The sequence below is a fragment of the Dehalococcoides sp. UCH007 genome (genome assembly GCF_001010485.1).
Lineage (GTDB): Bacteria > Chloroflexota > Dehalococcoidia > Dehalococcoidales > Dehalococcoidaceae > Dehalococcoides > Dehalococcoides mccartyi_A.
In genome coordinates, this window is the sequence record NZ_AP014722.1 from 525,358 (window position 1) to 544,746 (window position 19,389).

20 protein-coding genes and 1 pseudogene are annotated in these 19,389 nt (G+C 46.7%); 14 read left to right on the top strand and 7 right to left on the bottom strand.

Annotation, left to right across the window (positions count from 1 at the left end; genetic code table 11):
* Nucleotides 1-119: 119 nt before the first annotated feature.
* The 6 genes from UCH007_RS02780 (at nt 120) to UCH007_RS02805 (ending at nt 5,444) form a co-directional block, all read left to right on the top strand.
* Nucleotides 120-1,439, top strand: a complete 1,320-nt coding sequence (locus UCH007_RS02780) for a KamA family radical SAM protein (RefSeq protein ID WP_046960999.1) — start codon at nt 120-122, stop codon at nt 1,437-1,439.
* Complete coding sequence (locus UCH007_RS02785; RefSeq protein ID WP_046961000.1) at nt 1,411-2,427, top strand: D-alanine--D-alanine ligase family protein; 1,017 nt, start codon at nt 1,411-1,413, stop codon at nt 2,425-2,427. Before UCH007_RS02780 ends, UCH007_RS02785 begins: the two co-directional genes overlap by 29 nt.
* 131 nt (nt 2,428-2,558) lie before the next feature.
* Nucleotides 2,559-2,990, top strand: a complete 432-nt coding sequence (locus UCH007_RS02790; RefSeq protein WP_023652131.1) for a Fur family transcriptional regulator — start codon at nt 2,559-2,561, stop codon at nt 2,988-2,990.
* A complete protein-coding gene (locus UCH007_RS02795; protein ID WP_046961001.1) occupies nt 2,987-3,859 on the top strand; it encodes a metal ABC transporter solute-binding protein, Zn/Mn family in 873 nt (290 codons plus the stop codon). The genes UCH007_RS02790 and UCH007_RS02795 overlap by 4 nt, the downstream gene beginning before the upstream one ends.
* A 2-nt stretch (nt 3,860-3,861) precedes the next feature.
* A complete protein-coding gene (locus tag UCH007_RS02800; protein WP_046961002.1) occupies nt 3,862-4,626 on the top strand; it encodes a metal ABC transporter ATP-binding protein in 765 nt (254 codons plus the stop codon).
* The gene (locus tag UCH007_RS02805) at nt 4,623-5,444 is read left to right on the top strand and encodes a metal ABC transporter permease (protein WP_046961003.1); all 822 of its coding nucleotides are present in this window, start codon (nt 4,623-4,625) and stop codon (nt 5,442-5,444) included. The genes UCH007_RS02800 and UCH007_RS02805 overlap by 4 nt, the downstream gene beginning before the upstream one ends.
* Nucleotides 5,445-5,492: 48 nt before the next feature.
* Here UCH007_RS02805 and UCH007_RS02810 read toward each other — a convergent pair whose 3' ends face one another.
* The 4 genes from UCH007_RS02810 to UCH007_RS02825 all read right to left on the bottom strand — a co-directional run bounded on the left by UCH007_RS02810 (nt 5,493) and on the right by UCH007_RS02825 (nt 8,596).
* Nucleotides 5,493-5,843, bottom strand: a complete 351-nt coding sequence (locus UCH007_RS02810) for a hypothetical protein (protein ID WP_023652135.1) — start codon at nt 5,841-5,843, stop codon at nt 5,493-5,495.
* A 116-nt stretch (nt 5,844-5,959) separates the two neighbouring features.
* Nucleotides 5,960-7,090, bottom strand: a complete 1,131-nt coding sequence (gene ftsZ, locus UCH007_RS02815) for a cell division protein FtsZ (RefSeq protein ID WP_012881889.1) — start codon at nt 7,088-7,090, stop codon at nt 5,960-5,962.
* 32 nt (nt 7,091-7,122) lie between these two features.
* A complete protein-coding gene (gene ftsA, locus UCH007_RS02820; RefSeq protein WP_046961004.1) occupies nt 7,123-8,325 on the bottom strand; it encodes a cell division protein FtsA in 1,203 nt (400 codons plus the stop codon).
* A gap of 61 nt (nt 8,326-8,386) precedes the next feature.
* On the bottom strand, nt 8,387-8,596 hold the full coding sequence (locus UCH007_RS02825) for a hypothetical protein (protein ID WP_011928966.1): 210 nt from the start codon (nt 8,594-8,596) through the stop codon (nt 8,387-8,389).
* 239 nt (nt 8,597-8,835) lie between these two features.
* Here UCH007_RS02825 and UCH007_RS02830 point away from each other — a divergent pair, with 239 nt between their 5' ends.
* From UCH007_RS02830 to UCH007_RS02845, 4 genes are all read left to right on the top strand, one after another.
* The gene (locus UCH007_RS02830; RefSeq protein ID WP_046961005.1) at nt 8,836-9,525 is read left to right on the top strand and encodes a DUF5343 domain-containing protein; all 690 of its coding nucleotides are present in this window, start codon (nt 8,836-8,838) and stop codon (nt 9,523-9,525) included.
* A gap of 138 nt (nt 9,526-9,663) precedes the next feature.
* Nucleotides 9,664-10,527: a universal stress protein gene (locus UCH007_RS02835; protein ID WP_046961006.1), complete on the top strand. Its 864-nt coding sequence runs from the start codon at nt 9,664-9,666 to the stop codon at nt 10,525-10,527.
* A 53-nt stretch (nt 10,528-10,580) separates the two neighbouring features.
* Nucleotides 10,581-11,210: a cyclase family protein gene (locus UCH007_RS02840; RefSeq protein ID WP_046961007.1), complete on the top strand. Its 630-nt coding sequence runs from the start codon at nt 10,581-10,583 to the stop codon at nt 11,208-11,210.
* Nucleotides 11,210-11,872 (top strand): ribulose-phosphate 3-epimerase, encoded by a 663-nt coding sequence (locus tag UCH007_RS02845; protein ID WP_046961008.1) that lies wholly within the window; start codon nt 11,210-11,212, stop codon nt 11,870-11,872. Before UCH007_RS02840 ends, UCH007_RS02845 begins: the two co-directional genes overlap by 1 nt.
* Here the strand turns inward: UCH007_RS02845 and rpiB are convergent.
* The 3 genes and pseudogenes from rpiB to UCH007_RS02860 all read right to left on the bottom strand — a co-directional run bounded on the left by rpiB (nt 11,869) and on the right by UCH007_RS02860 (nt 14,880).
* The gene (gene rpiB / locus UCH007_RS02850) at nt 11,869-12,327 is read right to left on the bottom strand and encodes a ribose 5-phosphate isomerase B (RefSeq protein WP_023652141.1); all 459 of its coding nucleotides are present in this window, start codon (nt 12,325-12,327) and stop codon (nt 11,869-11,871) included. The two genes, UCH007_RS02845 and rpiB, sit on opposite strands and share 4 nt — an antisense overlap.
* Nucleotides 12,320-14,320 carry a transketolase gene (tkt, locus tag UCH007_RS02855; protein WP_046961009.1) on the bottom strand — a complete coding sequence of 667 codons (2,001 nt, stop codon included), beginning with the start codon at nt 14,318-14,320 and terminating at the stop codon, nt 12,320-12,322. The genes rpiB and tkt overlap by 8 nt, the downstream gene beginning before the upstream one ends.
* 51 nt (nt 14,321-14,371) lie before the next feature.
* Nucleotides 14,372-14,880: pseudogene (locus UCH007_RS02860) on the bottom strand (nitroreductase family protein).
* A 125-nt stretch (nt 14,881-15,005) separates the two neighbouring features.
* Between UCH007_RS02860 and UCH007_RS02865 the strand changes: the two are divergent.
* The 4 genes from UCH007_RS02865 (at nt 15,006) to UCH007_RS02880 (ending at nt 19,380) form a co-directional block, all read left to right on the top strand.
* Nucleotides 15,006-15,848: a class I SAM-dependent methyltransferase gene (locus tag UCH007_RS02865; protein WP_041331711.1), complete on the top strand. Its 843-nt coding sequence runs from the start codon at nt 15,006-15,008 to the stop codon at nt 15,846-15,848.
* 139 nt (nt 15,849-15,987) lie between these two features.
* Nucleotides 15,988-16,617 carry an LOG family protein gene (locus UCH007_RS02870; protein ID WP_023652144.1) on the top strand — a complete coding sequence of 210 codons (630 nt, stop codon included), beginning with the start codon at nt 15,988-15,990 and terminating at the stop codon, nt 16,615-16,617.
* 601 nt (nt 16,618-17,218) lie between these two features.
* Nucleotides 17,219-18,235: an ABC transporter substrate-binding protein gene (locus tag UCH007_RS02875; protein ID WP_041330783.1), complete on the top strand. Its 1,017-nt coding sequence runs from the start codon at nt 17,219-17,221 to the stop codon at nt 18,233-18,235.
* A gap of 53 nt (nt 18,236-18,288) precedes the next feature.
* Nucleotides 18,289-19,380 (top strand): iron chelate uptake ABC transporter family permease subunit, encoded by a 1,092-nt coding sequence (locus tag UCH007_RS02880; protein ID WP_046961530.1) that lies wholly within the window; start codon nt 18,289-18,291, stop codon nt 19,378-19,380.
* Nucleotides 19,381-19,389 lie beyond the last annotated feature (9 nt).

Consider the following 19,389-nt stretch of genomic DNA (forward strand, 5'->3'; position numbering starts at 1 on the left):
ACCTCTTGCCTTACGTTTGGGCTTCCTTGACAGTAGCTATGTTTCGTGTAGAATAATACTCATATTGACGTGTACCTGTGGTAACCGCCATAAATTGTTAAGGAGGCTTCAAGCCTAACGTGACCACTACTGAAAAAAACGAAAACAAACAATCGGATGACCCTCTTGGCTCAGGTGCAGTTGAAACTTGTGGCAAGGTAGACGATGAGCCTCCCAGTAGGCTTAACCAAACTAAGAAATTTAGACTTAAATATTTCCCCAAGGTAAGTGACCAGGATTGGAATGACTGGCACTGGCAATTCAAGAACCGTGTTACTTCTGTAGCAGAAATAGCAAGGTTTTTTCATTTGTCTGCAGAAGAATACCGGGATATGGATTCGGTTTCTGCAGTATTCCCCTTGTCTGCTACTCCGTATTATCTCAGTTTGATCGATTTTGATAATGTTAATGATCCTGTAAAACTTCAGCTTATGCCTGACACAGCGGAACTTTGTTTTGATGCCCATTGTTGTTCTGATCCCTTGGGAGAAGAGCATAGTTCGGTAGTGCCGGGGCTGGTACACCGCTATCCTGACCGAGTGGTTATGGTACTGACTGATATTTGTCCGGTGCTTTGCCGCCACTGTACCCGTAAAAGAGAGTGGAAAAATGGTGGTTGGGTGCACACTCAGACTGAGATAGATGCCATGCTGGCTTATATACGCCAAAATCCTGTTATCAGAGATGTAATTATATCCGGCGGTGACCCTTTGACTCTATCCACATCTCGTTTAGAGAGTGTCCTTTCGGCTTTGCGTTCTGTACCCCATGTGGAAATAATCCGCATAGGCACGCGCTATCCTGTCGTTTTGCCCCAGCGGATAGATGATGAACTTTGTAATATGCTTTCCAAGTACGGGCCTATCTGGCTTAATACCCATTACAATCACCCTAATGAAATTACAGAAGAATCCCGCCGTGCCTGTGACCGTTTGGTCAGAGCAGGTGTGCCTGTTAATAACCAGTCTGTGCTTTTAAAAGGCATAAATGACAGTGTGGCTATTCAAAAATCTCTGTGCCATAAACTCCTGATGAGCAAGGTCCGTCCGTATTATCTGTTCCAGTGTGATAACGTACAAGGGACAGAACATTTCCATACCACTATTGAAACAGGGGTGGGTATTATTGAGGGTTTGCGTGGTTATACCTCCGGTTTGGCTGTACCGAATTATGTCATAGATTTGCCCGGGGGTGGCGGCAAGATTACTGTCCAGCCGGACTATGTGTTGGATAAACAGGCTGACGAATATATAATCCGTAATTATAAAGGGGATATAATCCGTTTTAAAAATCCAGTTGGTCACAAGGTTTTAGGCAATAACGTGAATACCGTCAATGTGAAAACTGCCGCCAAAATAAATGGAGAAGCAAATGCAAATAGGGCTGTCATACGATCTTAAACAGGCATTAAAACCGGTTGCCGGCGGCCCTGATGATGCGTTGGAAGAATATGACTCACCGGAAACGGTAGAGGCTATAACAACCGCCTTGAAGGCAGCGGGTCATACCGTTTATCGCTTGGGCGGGGGCAAAGAATTTTTACGCAGGGTGCAGGAACAGAAACTTGACCTTGTTTTCAATATTTCCGAAGGGTTGGGTAATTACCGCAGCCGCGAAGCTCAAATCCCCAGTATTTTAGAGATGTTAGATATACCTTACACAGGTTCAGATCCGCAGACACTTGCAATCTGTCTGGACAAACCTCTCACCAAGAAACTGGTAGCCAGTGCAGGTATAAAGACTGCCAGATGGCAATTGGTAAACAACTGTGAAGAGCTTTCTGCTATAGACTGGTCGGGATTTCCATTGCCGGCTTTTTTGAAGCCCGCCTGTGAGGGGTCAAGCAAGGGTGTAAGGTTTGCTTCACGTGCCGAAAGTATTGACGAGATAATGAGTATGGCTGCGGATCTGCTGACTACCTATGAGCAGCCTGTTTTAATAGAAGAATTTATAAACGGTGAAGAGATTACAGTAGGGGTTATAGGCAACACCTTCCCCGAGGTTTTGGGTATAATGCGGGTTGTGCCTAAAACTAAGACTGATTATTTTGTTTACTCTATAGAGGTTAAGCGCAACTGGCGGCAGATGGTGGAATATGAAGTTCCGGCGGCTTTACCCGGGGAAACTCTGGCGCGGATTGAAAAAGCCACCTTGGATGCGTATAAAGTATTGGAATGTCGTGACCTGTGCCGTATGGATTTCAGAATAAGCCCTGACGGCGTGCCGTATTTTCTGGAGGTAAACCCGTTGCCCGGTCTTAACCCTGTCAGCGGGGATTTGCCGATTATGGTATCTAAACTGGGTATCAGCCATGCAGAGTTGGTGTTAAAAATACTTAACACGGCAATGGTTCGCCACAATCTGTTAGCGGAGAACTGCCTGCTCTAAGTTTGCTATAGCGGTTATGTCCAAGCCTCCTTCGGGAGGCTTTTTAATTGGGGACCATTATGTTGGCATGTCTTGATATTTCAAAAAGCCGAAGCTATAATTGAGAAAAGGTATCATTTAGAAGGATTTACGTGTCAACTATTCAAAGCCGCATACGCCAAAATAAATATAAGATAACTCCCCAGAGGCAGGCCGTTTTGAAGGTGCTTTCCAGCGCAAACCAGCCGCTAAGTCCAGCCGAAGTGCATAAATTGGTACAGTCAGATAAACCGTCAACTGGTATGGCTACTGTGTACCGTTCATTGCAGCTTCTTGCTGAGCTGGGCCTTATTTGTGAGCTCCATACCGCCGGAAATTGTCATCGTTACCTGCTTAAACGTATAGATTCCCACCATCATCATCTGATATGTTCCGGTTGCGGCCAAGTTGTTCATGTAGAGGGTTGCGGGCTTCAAGAAATTACAGAAAATTTATCCCGGCAGACAGGATTTGCCATTGATACCCATTTGCTGGAGTTTATAGGGCGGTGCCGGAATTGTCAGAAGGAGACTGGTAAGGTATGAAATACAGGACATTATTTTTGGGTGTGGCTTTGGGGGTTACACTTCTGAGCAGTTTCCTTTTGGCTGGCTGTCAGGAAGAATCATCTTCTGCAGATAAATTGAAAATTGCAGTCAGCATAGTACCGCTTAAAGAGTTTACCCAGCAAATTGCCGGGGATAAGGCAGAAGTAGTGCTCATGGTTCCTCCCGGAGCCGAGCCCCATACATATCAGCCGCTTCCTTCGCAGATGGTAGATATCAGTCAGTCAGATATGTACGTGAAATTGGGTTCTGATTTTGGTTTTGAACAAAACTGGCTTTCAAAGATATTGTCGTTAAATAACTCTATGCTGGTTGTAGACAGCTCGGTAAATATTACCCTGGAGCGTAGTTCCGAAGACGGTGGGGCGGACCCGCATATCTGGCTTTCACCCCGTAACGCTATCCAGATGGTTAAAAATATCACTTTGGGATTGATGAGTCTGGATCCTGAAAATCAGAGTTATTACGCAGCCAACCGAGATGCTTATCTGGCAAAGCTTGGGCAGCTGGATAACGAAATAACCCTGGCCCTCAGTAACCTTTACAACCGCACTTTTTTGGTCTTTCATCCAGCTTGGGTTTATTTTGCCAGAGATTATAATTTGGAAGAACTTTCCATTGAGATAGAGGGAAAAGAACCCACCCCCCAGCAGATGATAGAAATAATAGATTTGGCTATACAAAACAATATCAGTATTGTTTTTGCTTCGCCCCAGTTTTCCAGCCGAAGTGCAGAGTCAATTGCCTCTGAAATAGACGGGCAGGTGATAATGATAGACCCGCTGGCCCAAGATTACATAAAGAATATGGAATTTGTTTACAAGCAAATGCAAGAGGTTATGAGCTAAAAATGTCTGACACACCAGCCCTGGTGTTTAGGGGAGTTAGTGCCGGTTTTGACGGCCTTACGGTACTGGAAGATATTACTTTTTCCCAGCCCGCAGGACGGATGCTGGGGATTATAGGCCCGAATGGCGGGGGGAAAACTACTCTTTTGAAGCTGATTTTGAGGCTCATCCAGCCTGATTCCGGCACTATACAGGTGCTTGGCAAGAGCCCTGAAGATGCAAGGCCGGAAATAGGTTATGTTTCCCAATACCATCTTTTTGACCGTGATTTTCCCATAAGTGTTTTGGAAGTGGTACTCATGGGCAGGTATTCCAAATGCGGGTTGTTTCACCGTTACCGTAAGGAAGATGTGGCCCTGGCCAGAGAATATCTGGACAAAGTAAGTATGCTGCCGTTTGCTAACAGACAGATTGGCCAGCTTTCAGGCGGTCAGCAAAAGAGGGTATTTATTGCGCGGGCGTTGGTTAATCAGCCGAAACTGCTTATCCTGGATGAACCGACTGCCGGGGTAGATGCCGCCATGCAAACCGGGCTGTATGAACTTTTGGAATCATTGAAAAAAGAGATGACTATTATTATGGTTACCCATGATATCAGTGCGGTGGCAGTTTGTATAGATGATATTGCTTGTTTAAATAAACATTTATCATACCACCATGCCGAAGAGGGATTGACCGCTGAAGATTTGGCAGAAACTTACAATTGCCCGATTCAGCTTATTGCACATGGACAAGTGCCGCACAGGGTATTAAAGGAACACGAATGATAGAGGCTTTGGGTTACAGTTTTATCCAGAATGCTATTTGGGCTGGTCTGCTGGCGGCCATAGGCTGCGGGATTATTGGCAGTTATGTGGTGGTCAAAAAACTGGCATCTATCAGCGGCGGTATTGCCCATGCTTCCTTTGGAGGAATAGGGTTGGGATATCTGTTGGGTATTAACCCTGTGTTGGGCGCACTGGTGTTTAGTTTGCTGGCAGCGGCTAGCATGGGTACACTTACCCGCAGGAGCCGTATAAGTGAGGATACTATTATCGGTATGCTTTGGGCTTTGGGTATGGCCTTGGGTGTTATCTTTATCGGCTTAACTCCCGGTTATGCACCGGATTTATTCAGTTACCTTTTCGGAAACATCCTGACGGTACCGTCTTCAGATTTGCTCCTTATGCTGGTGCTGGATGCACTGATAATAGGGGTAGTCTGGTTTTTCTATAAGGAATTTTTGGGGGTATCTTTTGATGAAGAGTTTTGCCGTGTAAGCGGTATGCCTACCGGTTTTTTGTATATAATAATGCTTGGGCTGATAGCTCTGACAGTGGTAATGCTGATACGGGTAGTGGGCATAATACTGGTAATTGCTTTGCTGACTATACCGGCAGCGGTAGCCCGCCGTTTTACAGACAACCTTTTTAAAATGATGCTGTTTTCAATAGGGTTTGGGATGGTCTTCTGTTTGGGCGGTCTGTGGCTTTCATATGTATTGGACTTTGCTTCCGGAGCCACTATTATACTCTTCAGTGTGGCAGTATTTCTGGCGGTTTTGGTTTTCAAAGGCAAAAAGAAGCAAAAGCCGGCTTCAGATTAAACCGGCTGTATTCATTACGAATAAAACCCCCTCTTCTCTGTTAAAAAACTAGCGTGTGCCCAGAGGTCTGGTTTGGGGAAAGACATTCAGTCCAATCAGCTTGCGTCTGGAAAAATTTTGTTGCTGCTTCCATTCCATATTCCCCAAGCGGGTTACCATATCCCTGAGGTCAGGTTCACTGGTCAGGTAATACAGTTCAGCCCCGCCCTTTTGGCAGAGCTTGATTATGCCGCTTGAAACCAGTGACTGGAGGGTGGGCAATATATCGCTTCCGCCTTCTATAGTGCTGGCAATGGCAGAGCGGTCAAAACGGGCAAAAGGGTGTTTGCTGAAAAGAAGGATTATCTGGCGGCTGGTGTAATCTACGGCACTTTGTTTCAGAAACTCATCAAGTTCCATCTTCGTTTCCTTATCTATGTCAACCCTCATTAGCTTTGCAGACTTTAATGTCTAGAGAGTGGCAGGGGAGGGAGTTCAACCTGCCACTCTCTTTCAAGATATAAAAATGTAGAATATTATCTGCTTAAGAAACGCGGCGGGGCCTGATGGGCGGGAGGAGCCGGTTTCCGGATGGAAGGCTGAGCGGAGCGATAGCGCATAAACGAAGGCACTTCCAGTTCTTCCTGGGTTTTGCTGCGCAGCCCTTTCATCATACGGGTCATTTCTTTTTCATGATTGTTGGAAAGCATGCTTTCCTTGGTAGCAAAGCCGGTGGCTATCAGAGTTATCTGCACTTCCTTGCCCATACGGGGGTCAGTGCTTACACCAAAGATGATATTAGCTTCAGGGTCAACCGCTTGGCGGATAACGTCTGCTGCGGAGTTTACTTCCATAAGGGATAAGTCTTCGCCGCCGCATACGTTATAAATAACGCCCATGGCACCATCAACTGCTATATCCAGCAAGGGGCTGGCCAGAGCGGCTCTGGCAGCATCGGCAGCCCGGTTCTGACCGGCGCCTTTGCCGATAGACATCCAGGCCGGGCCGGCGTCTTTCATGACGGCTTTTACATCTGCAAAGTCCAGGTTGATGATACCCGGAACGGTGATAACTTCGGCAATAGCTTTGACGCCGTTGCACAGAACTTCGTCAGCCAGTTTAAAAGCCCCGTCAACCCCTGTTTTCTGGTCAACCATGTCCAGCAGGCGGTCATTGGGGATAATGATAAGCGTATCCACGCTGTCTACTATATTATTTATACCTTCTTCGGCGGTTTGCATGCGGTGAGCGCCTTCAAAACAGAAAGGCTTGGTGCATACCGCAATGGTCAGGGCACCTGATTCCTTGGCTATTTTGGCAACTACGGGGGCTGAGCCAGTGCCCGTACCGCCACCCATACCGGCGGTCACAAAGACCATGTCAGCGCCCATTACGTTTTCTTTGAGCTCACTCATGCTTTCTTCGGCAGCGGCTTTGCCCATGGTGTGGTTACCGCCGGCACCCAGTCCGCGGGTGCAGCGTTCACCAATCTGGATTCGGGTAGCGGCTTCGGTGATAGCCAGATGCTGGGCATCAGTATTGACGGCTATAAACTCTACTCCCTGGATGTTATCCCGAACCATGCGGGTTACGGCGTTGCTGCCTGCACCACCGCACCCGATAACTTTAATTTTTGCGCCACTGGGTACATATACTTTTTTTGACATTTTATTATCCTTTGTTAACTATTATCCTTTCGTTAGTTTTTTGGGTTACCAAACATTCGTGATATAAAGCCGCCTTTGGCACTTTCTTCAGGTGCGGGGTGGCTTTTTGAGGCATCCCGGTTATTGATACTCCAAAGCAGCATGCCAACAACATTGGTACAGGCAGGGTCATTTAAAATATCTGATACGCCAAATAAATTGGGGGGAGTGCCTACCCGTACCGGGAGCCGCAGTACTTCGCTGCCAAGCTCTGCAATGCCGGGGAGGTTGGCAGTACCGCCGGTTATTACCAGCCCGGAGGGTACCATCTTGGAATAATCATCGCTGGGTAACTCAAGGATAATAAGGCGAAGCAGTTCCTCAACCCGCATTCTGACAATTTCGCAAAGGTCAGGGTAAGAGAAGGTATGTCTGCTTTCAACAAAGTTTGCGTCATTACATTCACCGGGTACCACACTGCTGTATCTCTGTTTGATATCATCGGCCATTTCAAAGGGTATGCCCAAGCCCACAGAAATATCATGGGTTACCTGTGCACCGGCAATGGGCAGGACCGATGTGTGGTAGATGCTGTTGCCTTTAAAAGCAGCTATATCTGTAGTGCCGCCACCGATATCAGCCAGAATAACGCCCTTTTCGCGTTCTTCATCGGTTAGTGCTGCTTCAGCACTGGCCAAAGGATTGAAGACCAGGTCATCAATCTCTACGCCGGCAGCACGGATGCACTTGGTTAAATTTTCAATTGAATTGGAAGCGGCGGTAATAATATGGGTTTCAACATCCAGGCGGAAGCCATGCATGCCCACCGGATTACTGACGCCTTCCTGTCCATCCACCGAATAATTGCGGGGGATGATATGAAGTACTTTTCTGTCCTGGGGCATGGTGATGCTGCTGGCAATATCTATAGCCCTTTGCAGGTCACTCTGACGCACCAGGTGGTCATTGCGGGTTATACTGATAACTCCGCGGTTGTTTTTTGAGTTGATATGTTTTCCGGTCACGCCTATCAAGGCGGATTTGAGTTTATAACCGGCAGTTCTCTCTGCCATGCTTACCGACTCACGGATGGCTTCTTTGGCTTCATTAAGGTTAACCACCATACCCTTCTGCATACCACGGGAGGGGACTACCCCTACACCCAGTATTCGCAGGTCTCCGTTTTCGGTGTCAGCCATAACGGTACAGATTTTACTTGTACCTACGTCTATGGCTGCTATCTGTCTCCTTTTCATTTTATTGCCTCTCCCTCATTTTTTATCCCCTGGCAACCCCCTATATATAATAGGTAGTTACCTATTTGACATGGCGAAAATGGACATTCCACTTACCGGATAGTGACTCAATAAAAGCTTTTGAATCAGTGCTGGGTGCGCGGTATAATTCAGCAAGGAATCCATGCAGAAGTTCACCGCCGCTCATGCCGGGCATAGGCTCGGCTGGACCGGGTAGATTGATATGAACAATCTCCGTCATCAGCTTCTGATACTCAATTGCAGTCCCCATAGGTATTTTCCCTCCCTTTGAAGATTCAGTTGTGCCACATATTAGTCCGTTCCAAATATACCCGTCAAATTTAGTCCAAAATAATTTTGGAATATTCTAGCTGGAATTAGAACACTTGGAACTATGATATAAAATGTCCTTAGGAATACCAGTTAATCCGTGGTTGGAATATGTAATAAAACAGATAAAATTCTTGCTATTTCAGAATTTGTGGAATAGAATATCTGGACGGAGGAGAAATGGCTAATCTGAAAGGCTCAAAACCCTTACCCCCATATGTATCATACCGGACCTTTTTGAACTTTCTTTTAGGCTTACAGGAAGCCATTCCATCCCGTCTTGACCGCAGCTTCTGGGGGGATAAATGGTCTGGCAGTACCGGTACTCAGCTTATGTCTGCCCTGCGTTTTTTGGGTTTGGCAGACGATGAAGGTATGCCCAGAGAAAAATTGCGTCGCCTGGTAGATGCCAGAGGAGAAGACAGAACTCTGATACTTAGGCAGATAACCCTTGAAAAGTATGAATTTGTTTTTAATTCGTCTGCAGACTCGGAGTCTCTCACTTATGCCCAGTTGGAAGAACTCTTCCATAATAGCTTTAAAGTAGCGGATGATGTGGTCCGCAAGTGCATCAAGTTCTTTTTAGGGTTGGCTGAAGACGCTGATATTCCCATTTCGCCTTTTGTTACTAAGAAATCGCGCACCGGAAGATCTGGAATTGGTACTAAAAAGGTTCAGCGTAAAATAGTGCCAAGGACTGCTTCGCATGTTCTAATTCCAGATAGTACAGTGAAAGTTCCAGATAATGCAGATATGGATAAGGTATTGCTTGGTAAATTCCCCACTTTTGATCCGGCTTGGACAGATGAAGTTAAGGTGAAATGGTTTGAGGCTTTTGATGTTTTGCTTAAAAAAGTGTCAAAGACCTGACTCTAAAACCAGTACTATCCTCTAGATTTTGATTGTACGCCCCCGTTCTATTTTGAGATATTAAAAAACATTTTAAAAAAATATTCCACAGGCTAGATGTATAGGGTATAATCTTCTGAGAACTTTTGAGGGCAGAAGATGTATTTTAAACGCATACTGGTAACCCTGGATGGTACAAAAATAGCCGAAAAGACTCTTCCGGTAGCTGAACTTATGGCCAAAGATTCTGAAACCGAACTGTTACTGGTAAGCATATGTGATCCCAAACCTAAAATTACTGATGAACGACAGAAATATTTAGATGCTAAATCTGCCGAATTAAGGGAAAAAGGCATAAAAGCTAGCGGAAAAATGTTTTGCGGTGAGTTGCTACCGCTTATTTTAAAATGTATAACTGATAATAGTATTGACCTGTTGTGTATGGCTTCTCATGGATATACCGGAATTAAGAAAATGGTACTGGGTAGTGTATCCGAAAAGCTTATCAAATCTACCAAACTGCCGGTATTATTGGTAAAAGAAGGTTATGAACCGGACAAGGCACTTTTTGAAAATATCTTACTGCCGTTGGACGGTTCACTCTTTTCAGAGACTTGCCTGAAACAGGTATCGATTCTGGCACACGATTTTAAAAGTAAACTTACATTGCTGGTTGTTATTCAACCGCCATGTATACCCTCAGACCGTTCACCCAATATTCAGCCCAGCTGGGATGAATACTATCAGGCACTGCTTGAAGAACTTAAACAGCAGGCTCAGTCCTATTTGGAACGGCTGACCGGCGAATTGCAGTCAAATGGAATTAAAACTGAATTCCGTATGGAAATTTCAGATAATATTCCTGAAACTATTTTAAGTACCGCCGAAGATATAAATGCCTCGCTTATTTCATTTACCACCCATAACCGCTCTGGAATAGAGAAATGGTATTATGGAAGCGTGGCAGCCGGCTTGATTGAAAATTCCCCTCACCCCATGCTTTTATGGCGGAACTCCATCTAAATCTTGCTTGACACCTGCCTTTATTCCTTCCTACAATTAATTGAGGAAAAGGAATGAAGAAAATTTATGACCTCAGCTCCGAAATATGCCCTGAAATGATTAGCTGGCCGGGTGATGGTTGCCCGGAGATAACACTGCTTCACAGTATCAAGAACGGTTCTCACAGCAATCTTAGTCGCCTGACAATGACATTACATAACGGCAGCCATATAGATGCACCCCTCCATTTTTCTGAAGATGGCGACGGGGCAGGTGAGATACCCCTTGAGATACTTATTGGCAATGTCCGTGTTTTGCGCTTTAGCGGGGTGAAAACTGTCACCCGTGATATGCTTGAGCAGGTTGACTTAAGGGGGGTAATCCGGCTTATATTGGCTACGGATAATGAAGCTCTTTGGTATAAGCCTGATTTTGACCGGAACTATACTTATATAGATATCGGGGCTGCCCGTTATCTGACCGAGATAGGTGTACGCCTGCTGGGCATTGATTATCTTTCGGTAGAGGACTTCGAAGGTCTGGCTGGAGTGCATCGGCATCTTTTAAGCCATGGAGTGGTTATACTGGAAACCCTTCAGCTTGCTGGTGTACCGGAAGGTGATTATGAGCTTTACTGCCTGCCTTTAAAACTGGGTAAAGTTGATGGGGCACCTGCCAGAGTAATATTAATAGAGAGAGATTAGTGAAAGACGTAAAAGTAGTACCGGCCATACTGACAGATGACCCTGCGGCCTTTGAGATGATGATAAAACAGTCAGAAGGTTTCGCTCCTTCTGCCCAGATAGATATTATGGACGGGCAGTTTGTGCCTTCGCTAAGCATTCCGCCTGAAGTACTGGGCAGATACAAGCCCCGTTTTGCCTCTGAAATACACCTAATGACCATTAATCCCGAAGAATATCTTATCTACTGCAAGCAGCACGGCGCGTTCAGGGTAATATTTCATTTTGAAGCAACAACCCGCCCCGAATATGTTATCAGCAGGATAAAGGAACTGGGTTTTAAAGCAGGATTGGCGGTAAACCCAGAAACACCTGTTTCAGATTTTGCTTATCTGGTTTCCCAGCTGGACATGGTGCTTTTCATGTCGGTTATTCCCGGTTTTTACGGCGCGCCGTTTATACCTGAGGTGCTTCTGAAGGTGAAAGAGTTTAGACACCGTTTCCCCGAAACTGAAATAGGTTTGGACGGTGGTGCCAAAGAGGGCAACATACCTGAGATTGTGGTGGCCGGGGTAAATGATATATGCGTGGGAAGTGCTATCTTCCGGCAAACTGACCCTAAGTCAAGCTACCTGTATTTGGATAAACTGGCCAAAAATGCAGCCAAAGAAGCGGGTATTTAGCCCTCTTTTTCAGCCTGAAGCAGCTTTTCAAGGCGGCGTTTGTGCCGTTCTTCGCCGGTAAAACGGGCATTTAAAAAGGCCGTAATAATCTCTTTGGCTACTTCAATGCCTATTACCCTTGCCCCTAAACAAAGCACGTTCATATCATCATGCTCCACCCCCTGGTGGGCAGAATAAACGTCGTGGCAGAGACCGGCCCTTACGCCTTTTATTTTGTTAGCGGTGATACAGGCACCCACCCCGCTGCCGCAGATGATAACACCGCGGTCTGTCTGCCCGCAGGCAACCTTCCGGGCAACCGCTAAAGCAAAATCAGGATAGTCATCCGTACTGTTATAAGCACATGCCCCCAAATCAAGTATCTCCGCCCCCAATTGATTTAAAAAGGGTAAAAGGTCTATTTTCAGGCCGTAACCGCCGTGGTCTGCCCCGATGGCAACAGAGATATTACTCATCTTCATTCTCCAAAAGCTTTAAAGCCTTTTCAGCCATATTTTCCGGGGTAAGCCCAAAGTGTTGGTAAAGCACAGGCGCCGGGGCTGATGCTCCGAAATGGTCAATGGAAATAATATCACCGTTTGCGCCCAAATATTTGCACCATCCCTGCGCGCTGCCGGCTTCTATTATTACCCGTGGCAGGGAAGCTGGCAAGATGCTCTGACGGTAGGTCTGGGGTTGGGCCTCAAAAAGCTGCCACGAAGGGAAGGATACTACTCTTGACGAGATACCTTTGTTTTTAAGTATTTCAGCTGCCTGAACGGCTATGCTTACTTCTGAGCCGCTGGCTACCAGGGCAACCTGCGGGCGGGAATCGGTCTCTGCCAGTATATATGCCCCTTTAGACAAGTTTACGGAATTTGCCTGCGAGTTATCTAAAAGCGGCAGTTTCTGGCGGGAGAGGGCAATAGCGGTCGGGCCATCCTTGCGGAGTATAGCTGTTTTCCATGCCTGGGCTGTTTCATACGAATCTGCCGGGCGGATAGTAACCAGACCGGGCACCGAACGTAAACCGGTCAGCTGTTCAATAGGCTGGTGGGTAGGGCCGTCCTCTCCCAGACCGATAGAGTCATGGGTAAAAATATAAATAACCCTTTGCCCCATAAGTGATGCCAGCCTTACCGCCGGACGCATGTAATCATAAAATATAAGGAAAGTGGCAACATAAGGTATAATCCCGCCGTGGAGAGCCAGCCCGTTGGCTATTGCCCCCATGGCGTGTTCCCGCACTCCGAAATGGATATTCCGCCCCTCATAATGCGGCGGTTCATATTCGCCGCCGTCTTTGATAACAGTTTTGTTAGACGGGCTAAGGTCTGCTGAACCGCCCATAAGGGCTGGCAGGCGGGAAGCCAGTGTATTTATAATCAAACCGGAAGCCTCGCGGCTGGCCATAGCCTTGTCAAAAAGTTTATCCAGGTCTTTATCCCAGTCTTCGGGCAGCTTACCAGAAAGCCTGTCCTGTAAAAGGTCGGCTTTTTCGGGATAATGGCTTGAATAGTAGTCCAGCTTGGATTGCCAGACCTGTTGGGCAGTTTTGCCTTTATCCAGTGCCATGCGGAATTCCGCCAGAGCTTCAGGCGGTATTACAAAAGGCTCGTAATCCCACCCTAAAGATTTGCGGCTTTTGGTCACTTCGTCAGTTCCCAGCGGTTCGCCATGAGCAGAGGCCTTGCCGGCCTTGTTCGGGCTGCCAAAACCGATAATTGTTTTACAAATAATCAGGCTGGGGCGGGCGGAATCTGACTGGGCTTCTTTAATAGCCGCAGAAACTGCCTCAGGGTTAAGCCCGTCTACCGGGCCAATTACCTGCCAGCCGTAACTTTCAAAACGCAGAGCCGTATTTTCGGTAAAAGCCAGCTCTGTTGAACCTTCAATAGATATTTCATTATTGTCATACAGGTAAATCAGCTTACCCAGTGCCAGATGCCCGGCCAGAGAGGCTGCTTCGGAGGCCACACCCTCCATCAGGTCTCCGTCAGAGACTATACCGTAAGTATAATGGTCTATTATTTTGCAATCCGGCTGGTTAAAAACGGTGGCCAGATGGGCTTCGGCCATAGCCATACCCACACCGCTGGTAAAACCCTGCCCAAGCGGGCCGGTAGTCATCTCAACGCCGGGGGTCAGGCCATATTCCGGGTGCCCCGGGGTTTTACTGCCCCACTGGCGGAAATTTTTCAGCTCATCCAGCGGCAAGTCATAACCGGCAAGGTGGAGAAGTGAGTAAAGCAAAGCTGAGGCATGGCCAGCTGAGAGTATAAAACGGTCACGGTTAGGCCAGACGGGATCCTGCGGGTTATGCTTGAGAAATTTTTGCCACAGGGCATATGCCATAGCGGCCATACCCATAGGTGCTCCGGGATGCCCCGAATTTGCCTTCTGAACAGCATCTATCGAAAGAAAGCGAAGGGCATTTATACATAAACTATCTAACTTCGTATTTGACATATGTGCTTAATTTTAACGTTTAGCGGGTTCTTTTTCAAATCTGGCTTGAAGCTACCAGCCATTTTTATGTATATGGCTCTCTAAATAACGCCCGGCCGGTGGCTTCACCTCTCCCTTTTTGCCAATGGCGATAAGGCTGAGAGGGCTTATACCGGCAGGGATGTTTAGTAGCTGAGAGACAGCCGCTTTGCGTTCTTCACGCGGGTGCAGGCCTAGCCAGCAGGCACCCAAACCCAACGCCTCTACTGCCAGAAGAATGTTTTGGGTGGCAGCCGCACAGTCCTGTATCCAGTAACCTACTTTAGTTTCGGCACTTACATCTGCACATACCATGATAGCCATGGGGGCTTCTTTTAGCATTTCGGAATAAGGGTGAATTTCAGGTATTTTATCAAGTATGCGGCGGTCATCTATAACTACAAAATGCCAGACTTGCTGGTTTCCGGCGGAAGGGGCGGCCATGCCTGCCCTTAAAGGGTATCCAGTTCTGAGGGGCTTATACCTTCGTTTTGATAGTGACGTGTGCTTCGGCGGCTGAATATTGTTTCAAGTGTGTTCATTTAAAACTCCTTGACTAATCCCATCATCTCTTTATATCATATTGTATTATGATCTGCTAAATACTTCCCGAATGTCAGGGGCTTAAGTGCCCGGTTTTCTATTTTTTAAAATAAAGGGGAAGTTTGTGTTTAAAAAACTGGCAGATATAAATAATAAGCCTGAGTTATATCATCAGTACAGTGCATCTGTACTCTGGAATGACCCTCATATTTCCTCCCGTATGCTGGAGTTCCATCTCAACCCGGATATTGAGCCTGCATCACGCAAAGCTATCTTTATTGAAAAATCCGCCTGCTGGATAGCAGAATATTTTAGGTTGGGTGATGGCAAGCTGGTTTGTGATTTCGGCTGCGGGCCGGGACTTTATACCAGTCGTTTGGCGGCTGCGGGTGCGGATGTGACCGGTATAGATTTTTCAAGCCGTTCTATAGGTTACGCCCGTGAATTTGCATCCGCTCATCATCTGGATATCCATTATATAGAACAAAACTACCTGGAGTTTGCTGCTCCGAAGAAGTTTGATCTGATAACACTTATCTATTGTGATTACTGCGCTCTAAGCCCTGCCCAGCGTTGCCGGCTTCTTTCGGTCTGGCGGAAATGCCTGAAAGATAACGGGCAGATATTGCTGGATGTATTTTCTCTTTCAGCTTACGAAGGGCGGGCAGAAAGTGCCGCATATGGGCACTGTTTGATGGATGGTTTCTGGTCCGGCAGTGATTATTTCGGCTTTGTAAATACCTTTAAATATCCGCTTGAAAAAGTGGTTCTAGATAAATACTCTATTATAGAGGCGGATAAGGAGTGGCAGGTTTTCAACTGGCTGAAGTATTTCTCTGCCCCGGAGCTTGAGGCTGAGTTAGCCGCAAACGGGTTTGAAGTAACAGGTGTATTTTCAGATGTTGCCGGGGCGGCTTTTTGCGAAACTTCACCTGAAATTGCCGTAGTTGCCCGCAAGAAAAACTAATTTATTAGCTAAGATACAGGTCTTAACAGCCGCAGCTTTATAAACTGCGGCTGTTTTATTGATTGAGATAGCCTGTTTATTGGGGTAAAATGGTTTACAATTGTATATTGTTAAACCTTAGAAGAGAGAAGCAAGAGTAATGACAAAATCAACCAAAGTCATTCCGCCTTTTCCCCAGATGACGATAGGCGTTATGGGGTCAGCCGGCGGGAATATGACTGAAGAAACCAAAAAGAGTTTGCGTTGTTTAGGTGAGTGCATAGCTAAGCGTAAACATGTGCTTATTACCGGTGCCTGCCCCGGTATGCCCCATGAAACCGTGCTGGGGGCTAAAGAAGAAGGCGGGGTAGTGGTAGGCATTTCCCCGGCCCTGAATCTGGAAGAGCATGTAGAAAAATATCATTCTCCCACCCGCGGCTACGACGCCATTATATATACCGGCTCCGGCCTGATGGGGAGGGAAATTGAAAATATCCGCAGTTGTGACGTAGTGATATTTGCCGGAGGCAGGTCCGGCACTCTGGGTGAGTTTGCCATAGCTTATGACGAAGGTAAGGTTATAGGCGTACTTCGGGGAAGCGGCGGTATTGCTGACCATCTGGACAAGATTATTTCCATGGTGGACAAGGAAACCGGTGCCCGGGTCTACTACGAATCAGACCCGTATAAATTGCTGGATGTGCTGGAAGCCGTCTATCGGGAACGCATTTTCCCCAGGCATAAACGTTTGATGGAAAATAATGATCCTGATGGCATGTCTGACGGTTAGTTGCTTCGTAGAACGGAAGAGACTTGATTATTCCCCCCCATTATCTTTAACAGGATACGGGGGGTTTATTTTGTAGTCAAATAGTTTTGGATATATTCCCTTGAAAATATCTTAGATTTTTGTGATTGATGTATTGACTAATCAAAAATACTGGAGTAAACTAAAATTTAGTTGAATAAATCAACGGGGACTATGAGTGCAAGACCGGTGTGAAGCCGGCGCAGTACCGCCTACTGTAACCGCAGGGGATACCTTCGGGAGCCAGAACCTCAAACCCCGATTACCGGGTACTCCGCGGAATAGGGAGGGTAGTCATTTTAAATGGCTTAAATACCTTTGTCCGATGAGGCAGAGGTATTTTTTGTGTCTGGTAGGTTGTAAATGTATCTAACAGGGCCTTGAACTTTGGGTGCAAGCTCGGTGCAATTCCGGCGCAGTACCGCCTGCTGTAAGGGGTAAATACCCTGAAGTCAGAACCTCAAAGTTCGTTTATAAAGGCTCTCCGCGGTAAGAGGAGGTATGGCCATGCAGAAAAACTTGTAACAGTAAGTAGCTTCGCCTGATATGTTGGTTCTCAATATTTAAAACGAATGGAGCAGTTATGCTGGACAATATAAATAAAAAACTTAGCAGTAAAAGTGCTCGTCTGGGTACTACTGTTGCCGGTATTTTTCTGAGTTTGGTTTTATTGTTGGGTTTGGTGGGTGGCTGTAAAGCTGCTGATGATACCAATAATGATGACGAAAATCCTGTTGTAACCGAGGTAACTTATCCCTTAACTGTTACTGACCAACTGGGCAGAACTGTGGAGATTAAATCTGAACCACAGACCATAGTATCCCTTTCCCCCAGCAATACCGAAACGATTTATGCCATGGGTCTTGAAGATAAACTGGTGGGTGTAACTACTTACTGTAACTACCCAGAAGCTGCAGCAGCTAAACCTAAAGTAGGCGGTTTTTCAAATGTAGATGCTGAAGCGGTGACTGCCATAGGACCTGATATTATTTTGGCATCCAATATCCACGCATCAACAGTTATCCCGCAGCTTGAACAGCTGGGGCTTACCGTAATAGCTATTTCTCCGGATAATCTGGAAGAGGTGCTGGAATCTATTGAGCTTATCGGCAAATGCCTTAATCAGGTTGAGAAAGCCAATTCACTGGTAGATGAGATGCAAACCCGTATTGATGCGGTAACATCCAAGGTTAAAAACCTGTCTGAAAGTCAGAAACCGCGTGTTTTATATATCGTTTGGCATGAACCTCTTATGAGCGTTGGTTCTACTGCCTTCATAACCGGCTTGATTACTGCTGCCGGAGGCGTTAGTATTACTGCTGATTCTGCAGAATCTTATCCCACCATTAGCTTGGAAACAGTGCTTGGGGCTAACCCCCAGGTGGTAGTGGTTGGTACAGGCATGGGCTCAGGAGCTGATGCGCCGCTGCTTTTTATGCAGGATGAACCCCGTTTGGCTGATATTGACGCCAGAATAAACGGCAATATATATAGTATCAATACAGACCTTATCGGCCGTACCGGCCCGCGGATAGTAGAGGCTCTGGAACAACTGGCTAAGATGCTTCACCCTGAAATATTTGGAGAATTTAGCGCGTAATGAATTCAGGTGGGGCAGGTGATATCACCTGCCCCACAGTTTTGCGGGTAAGAATGGGTGTTAATACAAATCTGAATAAGGAAAACTGCCCGGCAGTTCCCGGCGGTATGCACCCCCACTGGAGGGGACGAATTATTGCTATGGCCGGATTATTTGGACTGCTGCTTTTGGCGGCTATTTTTGCTATATCGTTCGGTTCGGTTGAAGTGCCGTTTTTTACCACTATATCTATCATGATTTCAAAAATTCCCTTCGTAAATATTATCCCGGACTGGGCTGTAAACACACAAACCATTATTTGGGATATCCGTTTACCTAGGGTTCTGCTGGCCGGGGTGGTGGGTATGGCTTTGGCTGTAGCCGGGGCTACTTATCAGGGGCTTTTCCGAAACCCTCTGGCAGACCCGTATCTTATCGGTGTGGCACAAGGTGCAGCCGTAGGCGCAGTATTGGGGTTGATACTTGGTATTGGTTTTGATGTTCTAGGTATTTTTACTACGCCATTGTTTGCTTTTGCCGGGGCTTTCGGGGCGGTAGGGGTAGTGTATATGCTTGCCAGAGTGGGAAACCGCCTGACTGTGACTACCCTGATACTGGCCGGTGTGGCGCTGGGGTCATTCCTTACGGCTATTGTATCGTATCTTATTACGGTTAGCGGTGACAAGATTCACTCTGTTATGTTTTGGCTGATGGGTAGTTTTTCCATGGCCGGCTGGGAGAGTGTGAAGATAGTAATACCTATCGTAATCATAGGCACTCTGGTTATACTCCTGTTTGCCCGTTCGCTGAATCTTATCCAGCTGGGTGAGGAGCAGGCTCAGGAACTGGGAGTGGATGTAGAACGGATGAAGATTATCCTCCTTACGGCGGCTACCCTGATAACAGCCGCGGCGGTATCTTTCGTGGGTATTATCGGTTTTGTGGGTATTATTGTTCCCCATGCCGTGAGACTGATCTGGGGGGCAGACTACCGCTTTCTGCTGCCGCTTTCGGCTCTGGTGGGGGCGGTCTTTATGATAATGGCTGATATCGCTTCCCGTACTCTGGTTGCTCCCAATGAAATTCCAGTAGGGGCTATTACGGCACTGGTGGGTGCGCCCTTTTTCCTGTATTTGCTTAGAAAACGCACCCGAATGCTCTTTTAGGTATATGAA

Excerpts from the sequence above, each read along its gene's own strand:
- UCH007_RS02840 (WP_046961007.1), top strand. The coding sequence starts at position 10,581 with ATGAAGAAAATTTATGACCTCAGCTCCGAAATATGCCCTGAAATGATT.
- rpiB (WP_023652141.1), bottom strand. The coding sequence starts at position 12,327 with ATGAGTAATATCTCTGTTGCCATCGGGGCAGACCACGGCGGTTACGGC.
- UCH007_RS02825 (WP_011928966.1), bottom strand. The coding sequence starts at position 8,596 with ATGGGGACTGCAATTGAGTATCAGAAGCTGATGACGGAGATTGTTCAT.
- UCH007_RS02805 (WP_046961003.1), top strand. The coding sequence starts at position 4,623 with ATGATAGAGGCTTTGGGTTACAGTTTTATCCAGAATGCTATTTGGGCT.
- tkt (WP_046961009.1), bottom strand. The coding sequence starts at position 14,320 with ATGTCAAATACGAAGTTAGATAGTTTATGTATAAATGCCCTTCGCTTT.
- ftsA (WP_046961004.1), bottom strand. The coding sequence starts at position 8,325 with ATGAAAAGGAGACAGATAGCAGCCATAGACGTAGGTACAAGTAAAATC.
- UCH007_RS02785 (WP_046961000.1), top strand. The coding sequence starts at position 1,411 with ATGCAAATAGGGCTGTCATACGATCTTAAACAGGCATTAAAACCGGTT.
- UCH007_RS02830 (WP_046961005.1), top strand. The coding sequence starts at position 8,836 with ATGGCTAATCTGAAAGGCTCAAAACCCTTACCCCCATATGTATCATAC.
- UCH007_RS02880 (WP_046961530.1), top strand. The coding sequence starts at position 18,289 with ATGGGTGTTAATACAAATCTGAATAAGGAAAACTGCCCGGCAGTTCCC.
- UCH007_RS02835 (WP_046961006.1), top strand. The coding sequence starts at position 9,664 with ATGTATTTTAAACGCATACTGGTAACCCTGGATGGTACAAAAATAGCC.
- UCH007_RS02800 (WP_046961002.1), top strand. The coding sequence starts at position 3,862 with ATGTCTGACACACCAGCCCTGGTGTTTAGGGGAGTTAGTGCCGGTTTT.
- UCH007_RS02795 (WP_046961001.1), top strand. The coding sequence starts at position 2,987 with ATGAAATACAGGACATTATTTTTGGGTGTGGCTTTGGGGGTTACACTT.
- ftsZ (WP_012881889.1), bottom strand. The coding sequence starts at position 7,090 with ATGTCAAAAAAAGTATATGTACCCAGTGGCGCAAAAATTAAAGTTATC.
- UCH007_RS02870 (WP_023652144.1), top strand. The coding sequence starts at position 15,988 with ATGACAAAATCAACCAAAGTCATTCCGCCTTTTCCCCAGATGACGATA.
- UCH007_RS02875 (WP_041330783.1), top strand. The coding sequence starts at position 17,219 with ATGCTGGACAATATAAATAAAAAACTTAGCAGTAAAAGTGCTCGTCTG.
- UCH007_RS02810 (WP_023652135.1), bottom strand. The coding sequence starts at position 5,843 with ATGGAACTTGATGAGTTTCTGAAACAAAGTGCCGTAGATTACACCAGC.